The sequence below is a fragment of the Albidovulum denitrificans genome, from assembly GCF_002973535.1.
Classification (GTDB): Bacteria; Pseudomonadota; Alphaproteobacteria; order Rhodobacterales; family Rhodobacteraceae; genus Albidovulum; species Albidovulum denitrificans.
In genome coordinates this window covers 201,246-215,917 of record NZ_PVEP01000004.1, presented here as the reverse complement: position 1 = coordinate 215,917, position 14,672 = coordinate 201,246, and the positions used below count along the sequence as shown (strand labels likewise).

Sequence of the window (14,672 nt, the reverse complement as noted above, 5' to 3'; positions counted from 1 at the left end):
GATATAGGGCAGGGCAGGATGGAAGGCAATAACGGAGGGTTCGATGACGAAGTTCGAAATCGCGGCGGTCGAGGCAGGGGGCGGCTGGCTGGCGCTTTGCCCGATGCCGGGCGCGGGCGGGGACTACGCGGGCGATCTGGCCCGCGTGACCGGCTGGGGTCCGGCGCTGGTCCTGACGATGGCGACGGCGGCGGAACTGGCGCGCTTCGGCGCCGCCGGGATCGGCGCGGACCTGCGCGAAAGGGGCATCGGCTGGCGCCATCTGCCGGTTGAGGATTATCAGGCCGACAGCCCGGCGCTGGCCGCAGGATGGGCGGCGACCTCAACCCAGGCGCGCGCGATCCTTGCGCAAGGCGGCCGGGTTCTGGCCCATTGCCGGAGCGGCTGCGGCCGGTCGGGGATGGCGGTCCTGCGGCTGATAGTCGAACTGGGCGAGGCGCCAGAGGCCGCCCTGCCCCGCCTGCGCGCCGCCCGGCCCTGCGCAGTGGAAACCGACGCGCAATACGACTGGGCCGCTAGTCCCCCATCACCGGGCGCTGGCACCAGATCTTCGTGAAGGCGCCGGTGCAGGTCGTTTCGCGCTTCAGGCCCTTCACCGCGTAGCTGGTGTAAAGCGTGTGATCCTTGACCGTCACGTCCAGCATGTCGCGAAGGATGGCGACGCAATCGGTCGGTTGCAGCTTGCACCCGATCAGCGCGACGGTGCCGATCACATCGTCGCCCTGACTGTCGATGTCGGTCGTGGCGATCTTCTGCTGCACCGCCTCTTTCAGCATCGCGTCGAACGCCGCCTCACCCGGCCTTGTCAGCATGGCCACCCCGGCGACGATCACCAGTACCACGAGAAACCCCATAAACAACCGCATCTTGCCCCCCTTGTCCGGCCTGCACGCCCTTATGCCCCGCCGGGGCGGCGCGCGACAAGGGCCGGATCAAAGCCGGATACGGAACCGCGCGAAGCCGTCCGGCCCGTCACCCGCCGCTTCGATCGCAAGACCCTTCACCGCGTCCAGATAGGCCACCGCCTTCGGCCCGGTATCGAACAGGACGCTGGTCCCCGGCAGCGCCCTGAAATGCCAGTTGGCATCGGCGGTCGGGTTGATCGTCCCCTGTTCGACGATAAAGCGGACGATGATGTCGCGATTCGTATCCGGGCCTTCGAAGATGATCGTGTCCCCCTTCGCGCCGGGAAAATCGCCGCCGCCGCTGGCGCGGTAATTGTTGGTCGCGATCACGAATTCATCCGCCGGGTCCACCGGCCTGCCGTTATGGGCCAGATCCACGATCCGGCTGGCATCGGGGTTCAGATCGCCGCCCTTGGCGTCGTATTTCGACGGCTGCGACAGGTCGATGCCATAGGTCACGCCGTCGATGACGTCGAAATTGTAGCTGGGGAAATCGGGGTTGAGGAGAAGCTGATCCTGCCCGCCCGGCGTGACCTGGTTGAACATCCCGGCCGAGCGTTCCAGCCAGTCCTTCAACTGCGCCCCCGTCACCTTCACCGCGCGGATCGTGTTCGGGTAAAGGTAAAGGTCGGCCACGTTCTTGATCGCCACATCGCCCGCAGGCACGTCGGTGTAATACTCCGGCCCGCCACGCCCCCCGGCCTTGAAGGGTGCGGCGGCAGAGAGAAGCGGCAGCGCTTCATACTCCGTCCCCTTCAGCATCTGGGCGATATACCAGACCTGCGCCTGGCTGACGATCTGGACCGAGGGATCATCGGCCACCAGCGCGAAATAGCTGTAAAGCGGGGCGGAGGTCTTGCCCACGGCGCGGCGGACATAGGCCAGCGTTTCCTGATGTTCCGGCGCGACGGCAGCTTCGACCTCGGCCACGGACTCCACCAGCGCCGTGACGGAGCGATCCTCATTCCGCTTGTAGATCGGCCGCGTCTCGACGGCGGAGGAGAGGACACGCCATTCCCCGCCGTCACGCTCCAGCAGGAGGTCGATCACGCCAAGATTGTCACCCCAGAACCCGGCCATGACGGCGGGCTTGCCATGGATCAGCCCGGTTTTGGCATCGACCATGTCGAAGCCTTCGAAGGTGGGCGAGGGGTAGACAAGGTGCGAATGCCCGGTCAGCAGCGCGTCGATGCCATCGACCTCCGCCAAGGGGACCGAGGCGTTTTCCATCCCTTCCGTATGCCGGGCCGATCCGATGCCGGAATGCGAGAGCGCGATGATGATGTCTGCCCCCTCCTCCCGCATCACCGGGACCCAGGCCCGCGCCGCCTGAACGATATCGCGGGTCTGCACCTTGCCCTCCAGATGCCCGCGATCCCATTGCAGGATCTGCGGCGGCACGAAACCGATCAGCCCGATGCGGATCGCATGTTCCGCCCCGTCGCCGTCCTTCAGCATCCGGTCGAGGATGACGTAAGGCTTGAAAAGGCCGGTATCCTTCGTCGGATCGCCCCCCAGTTCCGTCACCACATTGGCCGAAACGACGGGAAACGCCGCCCCCGCCAGCGACTTCATCAGGAAGTCGAGACCATAGTTGAATTCATGGTTGCCAAGGGTCGATGCCTCGATCCCCACGGCGTTCAGCGCGGCGATGACGGGGTGCATGTCGCCCTCTTTCATGCCCCGTTCATAGGCGATGTAATCGCCCATCGGGTTGCCTTGCAGGAAATCGCCATTGTCGAGCAGAAGAGAATTCGCAGCCTCGGCCCGGATCGCCTTCACATGGGCGGCGGTGCGGGCCAGACCGACCGTATCGACCGGCTTGTCAGAGTAATAGTCGTAGGGAAAGACATGGACGTGGATGTCCGTCGTTTCCATGATCCTCAGATGCGCCTGATTGGCGGCGGCGCGGGCCGAAAAGGGATGGAGCGCGATCACGGTTGCCCCGACTCCGGTCGTGGTAAGGAAGGTTCGGCGGCTGATTTCAGGCTGTGCCATGGCAAGGCTCCCATCATCTGTCGGGGATCATCCTAATCTATTCTAGTCATGGAACGAATCTATCTCGTGACGGTGGAAATCACCACCGGCGGATGCCAAGATTTTTCATTTTACAGCCCCGGGTTGATAATGGTGACGTAGGGGAAGGATTGCGGCCGGTTTACATTCCAACAGCCGCGTGGAACATCGCCCGAAAACCGGGGGGATGCCATGCGGATCGCGGAATCGGTGACCTTTGCGGGCGCGTCGAACGACCGTGCCGCCTGGCTGCGCGGCGATGCCGGGGCGATCGCGCGGCACCTTGCGGACCCTGCCACCCGCGTCCTGCCGATCTGGCGCGGCAAGCCGCTGATCTGCGACGCCGGCGCCGGGTTCCTGCCCGCGACCCACCCGTTCCTGACCGCCACCGGGGGTGAAACCGTCTTTCTCGGCCTTGACGAGGCCGGCGCGCTGTTCGCCCGCGACATCTCCTCCTGGCAGCCGCCGGAAGGGACCGACCTGCCGCAGCCCGGCTTCCTTGATCAGACCGAACAACGCATTCCCGGCCTGCCCGATGACTGGCGCCTGACCGAGTTGCGCGGCGTCATGGCGATGCTGCCGCGCGCCGATGCCGACTGGGTGGCGACCGCGAAGGCGATCCTTGGCTGGCATCGCAGCCACCGCTTCTGTTCCGCCTGCGGCAAGGAAAGCGCGGTGGTCCAGGCCGGGTGGCAACGGTCCTGCCCCGCCTGCGGAGCCCAGCATTTCCCGCGCACCGACCCGGTCGTCATCATGCTGATCCAGCACGGCAACCGCACGCTTCTCGGCCGGTCGCCCGGCTGGCCCGAGGGGATGTATTCCTGCCTTGCAGGCTTCATGGAGCCGGGGGAGACGATGGAGGCCGCCGTGCGGCGCGAGGTGGCCGAGGAAACCGGCATCCGCGTCGGCCGCGTGAACTACCTCGCCAGCCAGCCCTGGCCCTATCCCAGCTCCATCATGCTTGGCTGCGTGGGCGAGGCGATCAGCACCGACATCACCCTCGACCCGGCAGAACTTGAGGAAGCGCTGTGGATCAGCCGCGAGGAGATGGCGCAGGTTCTGGCGGGCGAACACCCCAAGATCCGCAAACCCCGCGCCGGGGCCATCGCCGGGTTCCTGCTGACCAACTGGGTTGCCGACAGGCTCGATTAAGGGCAAGCCTGATGGCAAAGGAATGAGTGCATGAAGTTTTCGACCAGACAGGACATCGAATCCCCGATCGAGGCCGTCTTCGACAACCTGTCGAATTTCGATGCCTATGAACGCGCGGCGCTGAAACGCGGCCTTGGCGTGACCCGGCGCGCGACGACAGAGGGCGAGGGCGCCTGGGACCTGCAATTCCGGCTTCGGGGCAAGATGCGCAGCGTCATCGTCTCCCTTGTCCGGCTCGAACGGCCGGAGCATCTGGGCTTCGCGGGTGAAAGCCGGAGTTTTCAGATCGAGGCGACGCTGACCCTGATCGCGCTGTCAAAGGCCCGCACCCGCATGGGGGTGGAACTGGACATCCGCCCGCGCACCATGTCGGGGCGGCTTCTTCTGCAATCGCTGCGCCTGTCGAAGGGCGGATATTCCCGCAAGTTCGAGGCGGGCGTGCAGAACTTTGCGAAAAAGATCGAGCGCAACCGCTTTCGCCCCGCGGGCTGAGCCGCATCAGTGACGGCTGGGATCGGCCGGATAGACGCCAAGGATCGTCAGCGAGGAGGTGAAATACGCCAGTTCCTCAAGCGCCAGGCGGACGTTCTGATCGTCGGGATGGCCTTCGATATCCGCGTAAAACTGCGTCGCGGTGAAGGACCCGTCGACCATATAGCTTTCCAGCTTGGTCATGTTGACGCCATTGGTCGCGAACCCGCCCATCGCCTTGTAAAGCGCGGCGGGGATGTTGCGCACCTCGAAGACGAAGGTGGTCATCATGCCCGACGTCCCGCGCCGGGCAAGGTCCGGCTGCCGCGCCATCACAAGGAAGCGGGTGGTGTTATGGGCGTGATCCTCGATATGCCGGGCGAGGATGTCGAGGCCGTGGATCTCGGCCGCGAGGTCTGAGGCCAGCGCCCCCTCGTCCCGCCCGCCCGAGGCCGCAAGATCGGCGGCGGCCCCGGCGCTGTCGGCGGCGGCAAGGCCCCGGATGCCATGCTTGCGCAGGAAATCGGCGCATTGCGGCAACAGGACGAGATGCGCGCGCACCGTCTTGATCTGGTCGATCGACACGCCGCGATTGGCCATCAGGCTGATATGGACGCGCACGAAGGCCTCATCCACGATATGCAGCCCGCTTTCGGGAAGCAGCCGGTGAATGTCGGCAACCCGGCCGTAGGTGGAGTTCTCGACCGGTAGCATGGCAAGCTCTGCCGCGCCCGAACGGGTCGCCTCGATCACGTCCTCGAACGTGCGGCAGGGCAGGGGTTCAAGGTCCGGGCGGGCGTCGATGCAAGCCTGGTGCGAATAGGCACCCGGCTCTCCCTGAAAGGCGATACGGCCGGTCATGGGGGGTGGCTCCTTGGCGACAGGCCCGATATTGGGCAATCCGCCGCGCTAACTATACCTTGAAACCCGGCGGGGGAAGCGGATAGATACGCCGCAAGCCAAATTGTCAGGGACGAGGCGCGACATGTTCGACACGATGACGATAACCAAGGCCGGCGGCGCGCTGTGCGGGGCTTTCCTCATCTTCCTGCTGGGGAAGTGGGCGGCGGAAGGCCTTTACCACACCGGCACCGTCAGCCACGGCGATGAGGTCGCGCAGGCCTATACGATCGACACCGGCGACGCGGGCGACAGCGGCGACACCGCCGAGGCCGATACCGGGCCGGACTTCGCCACTCTCTACGCCTCGGCCGACGCGGCGAAGGGCGAAAAGGTCTTTTCGAAGTGCAAGGCCTGCCACAAGATCGACGGCACCAACGCCACCGGCCCGCATCTTGACGGCGTCGTCGACCGCGCGGTCGCCTCGGTCGCCGGATTTGGCTATTCGGACCCGATGGTGGCCCATGGCGGCGACTGGACGCCGGAAGTGCTGGAAGCCTTCCTCGCCAACCCCAAGGGCGTCGTGCCGGGGACCAAGATGTCCTTCGCGGGCCTCCCCAAGGTCGAGGATCGCGCAAATATCATCGCCTATCTGGCGACGCTGGGCGGTTAAGCCGACCTGCCATCGCAGGATTAGGGGGCCGTCCTGCGGGGCGGCCCTTTGCATGACGCCCCCCTCACGCATTCGCAACTTGAATCCGGCGCGCCTGCCGTTCTAGCTTCGGCAAAGCAGTGCGGGCCAGGGTCGGACCCGCGAAGGGAGTATCTATGCAGGTGCAGGATTGCCGCCGCCCGATGGGGCAAAGGGGACCGTCGCGGCAGGTGTTTTTCGCCGCAGCCGCCATCGTCGCGCTGACCGTCGCGACGCTGCCGGGGGCGAAGGCGGCCGGGGATGTGACCGTCTCTTACGGCTTTTCCAACTTTGGCGCGCTGAAATACCCCGCCGATTTCGACAATCTCGACTACGTCAATCCCGACGCGCCGAAAGGGGGCGAGATCTCTCTCTGGTCGCAGGGCAGCTTTGACAGCTTCAACCAATATGCCCGCGACGGCGTCGCTGCCGCGCTGAACACCATCGGCAGCGAAAGCATGTTGACCAACACCTACGACGACCCCTATGGCGCCTATTGCCTGCTTTGCACCACGCTGGAATATCCCGCCGACCTGTCCTTCGTGACCTTCAACCTGCGCGACGACGTGACCTTTTCCGACGGCACGCCGATGACGGCCGAGGATGTTGCCTTCAGCTTCAACCTGTTCCAGACGCAGGGCATCAGCGAATACCGCCGCATCGTCGAAGGCTTCATCGACAGGGTCGAGGTCGAAACCCCGCACCGCATCACCTTCTACTTCAAGCCCGAAGCCTCGCTCCGCGACCGGGTCGGCGTCGCGGGCGGTACCCCCGTCTTCTCAAAAGCCTGGTTCGAAAAGACCGGCGCGCGGCTCGACAAGTCGACGAAAGAGCCGTTCCTGTCCACCGGCGCCTATGTGCTGGACAGCTTCGACTACAACCGCCGCGTGGTCTACAAGCGCAACCCTGACTACTGGGGCAATGACATTCCGCTGAACAGGGGCCGCAACAACTTTGACCGTATCCGGGTGGAGTATTACGGCGACAGCGACGCCGCGTTTGAGGGGTTCAAGGCGGGCGACTATACCTTCCGCACCGAAACCGACCCGGAGAACTGGTCTACCGGCTACAATTTCGACGCGATCAGGAAGGGTTGGGCCAGGATAGAGACGATTCCCGACGGTAATGTCGGCACCCACCTGTCCTGGGTCTTCAACCTCGACCGGCCGCATTGGCAGGACGCGCGGGTACGTCAGGCCATCGGGATGGCGTTCAACTTCCCCTGGAGCAACCAGACCCTGTTCCACGGGCTTTACAGCCGCCCCGTGTCGTTCTGGCCGAACACCGACCTTGCCGCGACCGGCACCCCGACCGAGGGTGAGGTGGCCCTACTGAAACCGCTGGTGGACAAGGGCCTTCTCGACGCCGCGATCCTGACCGACGACGCGGCCGCCCCGCCCGAAAACGCCGCCGCCACCAACCGCCCCGAACGGAAAAACGCCCGCGCCGCGGCGGCCCTTCTGGAAGAGGCCGGGTGGAAGACCGGGTCCGACGGCATCCGCCGCAACGACAAGGGCGAGGTGCTGAGCCTGACGATCATCCAGTACAACCCTTTCTACGACAAGGTCGTCAATCCGTTCATCGAGAACCTGAAACTGATCGGGGTGCAGGCGAAACTGGAACGGGTCGATACCGCGCAATATGTCGAACGCCGCCGCAAGGGCGACTTCGACCTGGCCAATCAGGCCTTCGACATGAATTTCGAACCCTCCATCGGGCTGGAGCAGTGGTTCGGCTCCAAAACCGCCGATGACAGCTCCCGCAACCTGATGCGGCTGCGTGACCCGGCGGTGGATGCGCTGATCGGCGATGTGATCGCCGCCAAGACGGTTCAGGATCTGACGACCTCGGTCCACGCGCTCGACCGCGCGCTGCGGGCCAAGGCGTTCGATATTCCGCTGTGGTACAACCCGGACAACTGGGTCGCCTATTACGATTTCTACCGCCACCCGGACACGCTGCCGCCCTTGCAGGTCGGCCAGCTTGATTTCTGGTGGTACGACGCCGATAAGGCTGCCGAACTGAAGGCTGCGGGCGCCTATAACTAGGCCCGCGCGGCAAGGGGAAAGAGCGGACGGCCCATGGGCGCCTATATCCTGAGACGGCTGCTTTTGATGATTCCGACCCTGTTCGGCATCATGCTTATCAACTTCTCGCTGACGCAATTCGTCCCCGGCGGGCCGATCGAACAGATCATCGCCCGGATGGAAGGCCAGGGCGATGTGTTCAAGGGTATCTCGGGCAGCAGCGGCGACAGCAGCCCTTCGGACATGCAGGTGGGTAGTGGCGCAGGCGAAAAGTACATGGGCGCGCGCGGATTGCCGCCCGAATTCATCGCCGATCTGGAAAAGCAGTTCGGCTTTGACAAGCCGCCGGCGGAACGCTTCGCCAAGATGATCGGCGACTATCTGCGCTTCGATTTCGGGGACAGCTATTTCCGCTCAACCTCAGTCGTCAGCCTGATCATCGACAAGCTGCCAGTCTCCATCTCTCTCGGTCTCTGGTCGACGCTTCTGGCCTACCTGATCTCCATCCCCCTTGGCATCCGCAAGGCGGTACGGAATGGATCGCGCTTCGACACCTGGACCAGCGGCACGATCATCGTCGGCTATGCCATCCCCGGCTTTCTCTTCGCCGTCCTTCTGATCGTGCTCTTCGCAGGTGGCAGCTACTGGCGCATATTTCCGCTGCGCGGCCTGACATCCGATAATTGGGACAGCCTGTCCCTGATCGGCAAGATCGCGGATTATTTCTGGCATATCACCCTGCCCGTGGTGGCGATGACGATCTCAAGCTTCGCCACGCTGACGCTGCTGACCAAGAACAGCTTTCTGGACGAGATCGGCAAGCAATATGTCCTGACCGCCAAGGCCAAGGGCCTGACCGAGCGCAGGGTGCTTTACGGGCACGTCTTCCGCAACGCGATGCTGATCGTGATCGCGGGCTTTCCGGGGCTGTTCCTGTCGGTCCTGTTCACCGGAAACGTGCTGATCGAGACCATCTTCTCGCTCGATGGCCTTGGGCGGCTGGGGTATGAGGCGGCGGTGGCGCGGGATTATCCCATCGTCTTCGGCACGCTCTACGTCTTCGGCCTTCTCGGCCTTGTGATCCGGCTCCTGTCCGACCTGACCTATGTGCTGGTCGATCCGCGGATCGACTTCGAAAGCCGGGGCGGCTGATGGCGCTTTCCCCCCTTAACCGGCGCCGCTGGCGCAACTTCCGCGCCAATGGCCGCGCCTTCTGGTCGCTGTGGATCTTCGGCATCCTCTTCGTGATCTCGCTCTTTGCGGAGTTCGTGGCCAATGACAAACCGATCCTCGTCAGCTATCGCGGCGATCTTTACGTCCCGGTCCTGAAATTCTACCCCGAGACCGCATTCGGCGGCGATTTCCAGACCGAGGCGGTCTATTCCGACCCCGCGATCCAGTGCCTGATCAAGACCGGCGGGATGGAAGCCTGCTGGGACGATCCCGAAGGCGTCGCCGCGCAAGCCGCGACCACCGGGGCGGTGGACGGTGAGACGGCTGAAAAGGGCTGGATCGTCTGGCCACCCATTCCCTACAGCTACACCACCATCAACAATGTCGGCATCGCCCCCTCGGCGCCGGACGGAAAGCACTGGCTTGGCACCGACGACACGTCCCGCGACGTGCTGGCGCGGGTCATCTACGGCTTTCGCCTTTCCGTCCTTTTCGCGCTGCTCGTCTCTTCCGTCGCCAGCGTGATCGGTATCGCGGCGGGCGCCGTGCAGGGCTATTTCGGCGGCCGCACCGACCTGATCTTCCAGCGTATCCTTGAGATCTGGGGATCGACGCCCGAGCTTTATGTCATCATCATCCTCTTCGCGATCCTCGGGCGAAGCTTCTGGCTTCTGGTCTTCGTGATGATCCTTTTCAGCTGGCCCGCGCTGGTCGGCGTGGTGCGGGCCGAATTCCTGCGCGCGCGGAACTTCGAATATGTCCGCGCCGCCCGCGCGCTGGGCGTGCGTGACCGCACCATCATCGTCCGCCACGTCCTGCCGAACGCCATGGTGGCGACGCTGACCTTCCTGCCCTTCATCGTCACCGGCGCGATCAGCAGCCTTGCGGGTCTCGACTACCTCGGCTTTGGCCTGCCCTCCTCGCTACCCTCGCTGGGGGAACTGGCGTTGCAGGGCAAGAACAACCTTCAGGCGCCCTGGCTGGGTCTTTCCGCCTTCTTCACCTACGCCATCATGCTGTCGCTTCTGGTCTTCATCTTCGAAGGCGTCCGCGATGCCTTCGACCCCAGAAAGACCTTCAAATGACGGCGGTGCTTGAGGTTCGCGATCTGTCGGTCGACTTCCGCCAGGACGGCAAGCTGATCCACGCCGTGCGCGGCGTCAGCTTTGACGTTGAGAAGGGCGAAACCGTGGCCCTGGTCGGCGAAAGCGGGTCGGGGAAGTCGGTAACCGCGCTCTCTACCGTCGGCCTTCTGGGCGACAATGCGGAACTGACCGGGTCGATCCGCTATGACGGACAGGAAATGATCGGCGCCACCGAGAAGGTGCTGCGCGAGGTGCGCGGCAATGACATCAGCTTCATCTTTCAGGAGCCGATGACATCGCTGAACCCGCTCCACACGATCGAAAAGCAGCTGACGGAAAGTATCGAGCTGCATCAGGGCCTGTGCGGCACGGACGCGCGGGCAAAGGTGGTGGAGCTTCTGGACAAGGTCGGCATCGACCGGCCCGAGGAGCGGCTGCCATCCTACCCCCACCAGCTGTCCGGCGGCCAGCGCCAGCGCGTGATGATCGCCATGGCCCTTGCCAACGGGCCAGAGCTTCTGATCGCCGACGAGCCGACCACCGCGCTTGACGTCACCATTCAGGCCCAGATCCTTGCCCTGCTGGCCGAGCTGAAGGCGCGTGAGGGGCTAAGCCTTCTGTTCATCTCCCACGACCTCAACATCGTGCGGCGGATCGCGGATCGGGTCTGCGTGATGCAGGGCGGCGAGATCGTCGAACAGGGGCCGGTAGAGACGATCTTCGCCGATCCGCAGCACCCCTATACCCAAAAACTCCTCGCCGCCGAACCGACGGGCCGCCCCGACCCGGTCCCCGAAGCCGCCGCCGAGATGGTGCGGACCGAGGCGCTGCGCGTCTGGTTCCCGATCCAGCGTGGGCTGCTGCGCAAGACCGTGGGCCATATCCACGCCGTCAACGACGCGACCCTGTCGGTCAGGGCGGGGGAGACGCTGGGGATCGTCGGCGAAAGCGGGTCGGGCAAGACCACGCTGGCGCTGGCGATCATGCGGCTGATCGCGTCCGAAGGGCGGATCGTCTTTCAGGGCGATGACATCTCCGGCTGGTCCACCCGGCAATTGCGCGGCCTGCGCCGCGACATGCAGATCGTGTTCCAGGACCCCTACGGAAGCCTCAGCCCGCGCATGACCGCCGCACAGATCATCGCCGAAGGGCTGTGGGTCCACGGCACCGAAGACGGACGCGACGAACGCACGCTGGTGGCCGAGATCATGACCGAGGTCGGCCTCGACCCCGCGATGATGGAACGCTACCCGCATGAGTTCTCTGGCGGACAGCGTCAGCGGATCGCCATCGCCCGCGCCATGATCCTGCGCCCAAAGCTTGTCGTGCTGGACGAACCGACCTCGGCACTGGACATGACGGTGCAGGTGCAGATCGTCGACCTGCTGCGCCGCTTGCAGGACCGCTACGGCCTTGCCTACCTGTTCATCAGCCACGACCTGCGCGTCGTCCGCGCCATGTCGCACAAGCTGATCGTGATGCGGCGCGGCGATGTGGTCGAATCCGGTTCCGCCCACGATGTCTTCGCCACGCCGCAAACCGATTACACGCGCGAACTGATGGCGGCCGCCTTCCTTGACGAACTGGCGGCGGAATGAAGATCCTTTTCGTCCACCAGAACTTTCCCGGCCAGTTCCCGCACCTCGCCCCGGCGCTGGCCGCGCGCGGGCATGAGGTGCGCGCCCTGACCGCCGAACGCAACGCCCGCAAGTCCCCGGTCCCCGTCTTTCGCTACCGCAACCCGCCCGAAACCACCGTCGAAGGCGCGGGCCGCGTCTATGCCGAAATGTCGGGCCGCGGCCTGATCGCGGCGCGGGCGGCGGACCAGATCACGGCCAAAACGGGTTTTGTCCCTGACGTGGTCTTCGGCCATGGCGGCTGGGGCGAGACGCTGTTCCTGCGCGATGTCTGGCCGAACGCCCGCCACCTGACCTATGCCGAGTTCTTCTATGCCGCGACCGGCCGCGACACCGGGTTCGACCCCGAATTCACCCAGCCGGGCCTGATGCCGAAGATCGCCGTCACCGCCCGCAAGGCGCATGTGCTCCAAGCGATCGCCGATGCCGACGCGGCGCTGTCGCCGACCGAATGGCAGGCCTCTACCTTCCCGGCGGAATGGCGGCCGAAAATCAGCGTGATTCATGACGGAATAGACACGTTACGGCTGATCCCCAACCCCGGAGCGAAGGTGCAGCTTGCCGATGGAACGCGGCTGTCCCATGGCGATGAGGTGCTGACCTATGTCAGCCGCAACCTTGAACCCTATCGCGGGTTCCACATCTTCATGCGCGCGCTTCCCGCCGTCCTCCGCGCCCGCCCCAAGGCCCATGTCGTGATCATCGGCGGCGACGGGCAAAGCTACGGCGCGCGCCCCAAGGGCGACAAAAGCTGGAAGCAGACCTTCCTGGATGAGGTGGCGGACGGGCTGGACCTGTCGCGGGTGCATTTCACCGGCCAAGTCCCCTACCCGCAATTCATCGCGCTGATGCAGATCAGCCGGGTCCACGCCTACCTGACCTATCCCTTCGTCCTGTCCTGGTCGCTCTTGGAAGCGATGAGCATGGGGGCGATGGTCATCGGTTCCCGCACCCCGCCGGTCGAAGAAGTGATCCGCGACGGCGAAAACGGCCGACTGGTGGATTTCTTCGACGTCGCGGGCTGGTCCACGGCGCTGACCGATGCGCTCTGCGATCCCGAGGCTGCCGCCCCCCTGCGCAAGGCGGCGCGCGAAACGGTCGTCACGCGCTATGACCTGCGGTCGAACTGCCTTCCCCGGCTGGTGGATTTCGTCGAAAGCGGGCAAGGCGCCTGACTGCCCCGGCCCGCCGGACAGCCCTCAAAGCGCCTGTGGATAACCCGACGCACCCGCATGACGCAGGGGCAAGCGAATCGACTGACGCCCCCGTCAGACGGCGTGGCTATGCCCGGCCTTGGCCAGTTCGTAGCTGTCGAAACAGCGCGCGATCATCCGGGTCAGCGGGCGCGCTTCGACCGGGATCGACAGCCCATCGGCGTCCACCCTGACCATCTTCCCGAACTCTTTGGAAACGCTAGAAAAATATTCGTCCAGCTTGGCGCGGGGCAGGCCGTAATCGCGCACGATCTCATCCGCGTCGATGCGGAAATCGCACATCAGCGCCTCGATCATGCGGGCGCGGGCCAGATCCTCACCCGCGAAGACATGGCCGCGAGAAGTAGCGAAACGACCCTCGCGCACCGCCTTCACATAGGCCGAGGTGCCAGAGGCGTTTTGTGCATAACCCTCTGGAAAACGGGAGATGGCCGAGGCGCCAAGCCCGACCAGAGCGGTTGCAAGATCATCAGTATAGCCCTGAAAATTCCGCCGCAGCCGCCCGGCCTTCAGCGCGACGGCCAGCCCGTCATCGGGGCGGGCGAAATGGTCGATCCCGATCTCGTCATACCCGTCCCAGACCAGAAGGTCGCGGGCCGTCTCGAACAGGTTCAGCCGCTCTTCCGGGCGCGGCAGGGCGTCGGACGGGATCATCACCTGACGCCGCGCCATCCACGGCACATGCGCATAGCCGTAAAGCGCGATCCGGTCGGGGTTCAGCGACAGAAGCTTCTGGATCGAAACCGCGATACGCTCCGGCGTCTGGTGCGGCAGGCCGTAAAGGATGTCGGCGTTCAGCGACCGGATGCCATGCGCGCGCAACGCATCGGCCGCCGCTTGCGTGATCTCGAAACTCTGATCGCGGCCGATGGTCTTCTGGATCAGCGGATCGAAGTCCTGGACCCCGATCGAAGCGCGGTTCATTCCCGCCTCGGCCAGCGCCGCCAGACGCGATTCGTCGATCTCGTTCGGGTCGATCTCGACCGAGAATTCGCCGTTCTCCGCCATCGGCACAACGTCGAAAATTGCAGCGGAAAGGCGCCGGATCGAGGCCGGAGGCAGCAATGTCGGCGTTCCCCCGCCCCAGTGCAGCCGCGACAAGGTGACGCCCCCCGGCAGGCTGGCGCGCAGCAGTTCCAGCTCTGCCAGCAGCGTATCGACATAGGCCACGACCGGGTCATCCGACGTCGTTCCCTGTGTCCGGCAGGCGCAGAACCAGCACAGCCTGCGACAGAAAGGCACATGAATATAAAGGGAAATCTCGCCGCCCTGCGGAATATGGGACAGCCACGACCGCGACTCGTCCGGGCCGACGGCGGTGTTGAAGTGCGGGGCCGTCGGATAACTCGTGTAACGCGGTACGCGCGCCTCGAATAACCCCAGCTGAGCGAGTTGCGATTTCGTGTCCATGGGACTAGGGTTATTGGTAGGAAATCGCACCTGCTTTGACGCAGATCAAAG

General features: G+C 64.7%; 13 protein-coding genes. 9 read left to right on the top strand and 4 right to left on the bottom strand.

What is annotated here, in order from left to right; translation table 11 throughout:
* Positions 1 to 43 precede the first annotated feature (43 nt).
* Entirely contained in the window at positions 44 to 556 is a 513-nt protein-coding gene (locus LX70_RS11465; protein ID WP_105514898.1) for a phosphatase domain-containing putative toxin, read from the top strand.
* On the opposite strand, the gene LX70_RS11460 is transcribed toward LX70_RS11465, so the two are convergent.
* Both LX70_RS11460 and LX70_RS11455 read right to left on the bottom strand, forming a co-directional pair.
* Positions 516 to 866: a hypothetical protein gene (locus LX70_RS11460; protein ID WP_146111590.1), complete on the bottom strand. Its 351-nt coding sequence runs from the start codon at positions 864 to 866 to the stop codon at positions 516 to 518. The two genes, LX70_RS11465 and LX70_RS11460, sit on opposite strands and share 41 nt — an antisense overlap.
* A 66-nt stretch (positions 867 to 932) precedes the next feature.
* The gene (locus LX70_RS11455; RefSeq protein ID WP_105514896.1) at positions 933 to 2,903 is read right to left on the bottom strand and encodes a bifunctional 2',3'-cyclic-nucleotide 2'-phosphodiesterase/3'-nucleotidase; all 1,971 of its coding nucleotides are present in this window, start codon (positions 2,901 to 2,903) and stop codon (positions 933 to 935) included.
* Positions 2,904 to 3,113: 210 nt separating this feature from the next.
* Between LX70_RS11455 and nudC the strand changes: the two genes are divergently transcribed.
* Together nudC and LX70_RS11445 are read left to right on the top strand one after the other, a co-directional pair.
* Entirely contained in the window at positions 3,114 to 4,073 is a 960-nt protein-coding gene (gene nudC / locus LX70_RS11450) for an NAD(+) diphosphatase (protein WP_105514895.1), read from the top strand.
* Positions 4,074 to 4,103: 30 nt separating this feature from the next.
* Complete coding sequence (locus LX70_RS11445) at positions 4,104 to 4,565, top strand: SRPBCC family protein (protein ID WP_105514894.1); 462 nt, start codon at positions 4,104 to 4,106, stop codon at positions 4,563 to 4,565.
* A 6-nt stretch (positions 4,566 to 4,571) separates the two neighbouring features.
* Here LX70_RS11445 and LX70_RS11440 read toward each other — a convergent pair whose 3' ends face one another.
* Complete coding sequence (locus tag LX70_RS11440; RefSeq protein WP_105514893.1) at positions 4,572 to 5,405, bottom strand: prephenate dehydratase; 834 nt, start codon at positions 5,403 to 5,405, stop codon at positions 4,572 to 4,574.
* Positions 5,406 to 5,529: 124 nt separating this feature from the next.
* On the opposite strand from LX70_RS11440, the gene LX70_RS11435 reads away from it, so the two are divergent.
* From LX70_RS11435 to LX70_RS11410, 6 genes are all read left to right on the top strand, one after another.
* The gene (locus tag LX70_RS11435; protein ID WP_105514892.1) at positions 5,530 to 6,057 is read left to right on the top strand and encodes a c-type cytochrome; all 528 of its coding nucleotides are present in this window, start codon (positions 5,530 to 5,532) and stop codon (positions 6,055 to 6,057) included.
* A gap of 155 nt (positions 6,058 to 6,212) precedes the next feature.
* A complete protein-coding gene (locus tag LX70_RS11430) occupies positions 6,213 to 8,123 on the top strand; it encodes an extracellular solute-binding protein (protein ID WP_105514891.1) in 1,911 nt (636 codons plus the stop codon).
* Positions 8,124 to 8,156: 33 nt separating this feature from the next.
* On the top strand, positions 8,157 to 9,254 hold the full coding sequence (locus LX70_RS11425; protein ID WP_105514890.1) for a microcin C ABC transporter permease YejB: 1,098 nt from the start codon (positions 8,157 to 8,159) through the stop codon (positions 9,252 to 9,254).
* A complete protein-coding gene (locus LX70_RS11420) occupies positions 9,254 to 10,360 on the top strand; it encodes an ABC transporter permease (protein ID WP_105514889.1) in 1,107 nt (368 codons plus the stop codon). Before LX70_RS11425 ends, LX70_RS11420 begins: the two co-directional genes overlap by 1 nt.
* Positions 10,357 to 11,958 carry an ABC transporter ATP-binding protein gene (locus LX70_RS11415; RefSeq protein ID WP_105514888.1) on the top strand — a complete coding sequence of 534 codons (1,602 nt, stop codon included), beginning with the start codon at positions 10,357 to 10,359 and terminating at the stop codon, positions 11,956 to 11,958. The genes LX70_RS11420 and LX70_RS11415 overlap by 4 nt, the downstream gene beginning before the upstream one ends.
* Positions 11,955 to 13,172, top strand: coding sequence for a glycosyltransferase (locus LX70_RS11410; RefSeq protein WP_105514887.1), 1,218 nt, complete (start codon positions 11,955 to 11,957; stop codon positions 13,170 to 13,172). Before LX70_RS11415 ends, LX70_RS11410 begins: the two co-directional genes overlap by 4 nt.
* 93 nt (positions 13,173 to 13,265) lie before the next feature.
* Here LX70_RS11410 and hemN read toward each other — a convergent pair whose 3' ends face one another.
* Entirely contained in the window at positions 13,266 to 14,621 is a 1,356-nt protein-coding gene (gene hemN / locus LX70_RS11405; protein ID WP_105514886.1) for an oxygen-independent coproporphyrinogen III oxidase, read from the bottom strand.
* Positions 14,622 to 14,672 lie beyond the last annotated feature (51 nt).

Bases quoted from the DNA above. Each gene is read 5' to 3' on its own strand.
- LX70_RS11465 (WP_105514898.1), top strand. From the start codon at position 44: ATGACGAAGTTCGAAATCGCGGCGGTCGAGGCAGGGGGCGGCTGGCTG.
- LX70_RS11460 (WP_146111590.1), bottom strand. From the start codon at position 866: ATGCGGTTGTTTATGGGGTTTCTCGTGGTACTGGTGATCGTCGCCGGG.
- LX70_RS11455 (WP_105514896.1), bottom strand. From the start codon at position 2,903: ATGGCACAGCCTGAAATCAGCCGCCGAACCTTCCTTACCACGACCGGA.
- nudC (WP_105514895.1), top strand. From the start codon at position 3,114: ATGCGGATCGCGGAATCGGTGACCTTTGCGGGCGCGTCGAACGACCGT.
- LX70_RS11445 (WP_105514894.1), top strand. From the start codon at position 4,104: ATGAAGTTTTCGACCAGACAGGACATCGAATCCCCGATCGAGGCCGTC.
- LX70_RS11440 (WP_105514893.1), bottom strand. From the start codon at position 5,405: ATGACCGGCCGTATCGCCTTTCAGGGAGAGCCGGGTGCCTATTCGCAC.
- LX70_RS11435 (WP_105514892.1), top strand. From the start codon at position 5,530: ATGTTCGACACGATGACGATAACCAAGGCCGGCGGCGCGCTGTGCGGG.
- LX70_RS11430 (WP_105514891.1), top strand. From the start codon at position 6,213: ATGCAGGTGCAGGATTGCCGCCGCCCGATGGGGCAAAGGGGACCGTCG.
- LX70_RS11425 (WP_105514890.1), top strand. From the start codon at position 8,157: ATGGGCGCCTATATCCTGAGACGGCTGCTTTTGATGATTCCGACCCTG.
- LX70_RS11420 (WP_105514889.1), top strand. From the start codon at position 9,254: ATGGCGCTTTCCCCCCTTAACCGGCGCCGCTGGCGCAACTTCCGCGCC.
- LX70_RS11415 (WP_105514888.1), top strand. From the start codon at position 10,357: ATGACGGCGGTGCTTGAGGTTCGCGATCTGTCGGTCGACTTCCGCCAG.
- LX70_RS11410 (WP_105514887.1), top strand. From the start codon at position 11,955: ATGAAGATCCTTTTCGTCCACCAGAACTTTCCCGGCCAGTTCCCGCAC.
- hemN (WP_105514886.1), bottom strand. From the start codon at position 14,621: ATGGACACGAAATCGCAACTCGCTCAGCTGGGGTTATTCGAGGCGCGC.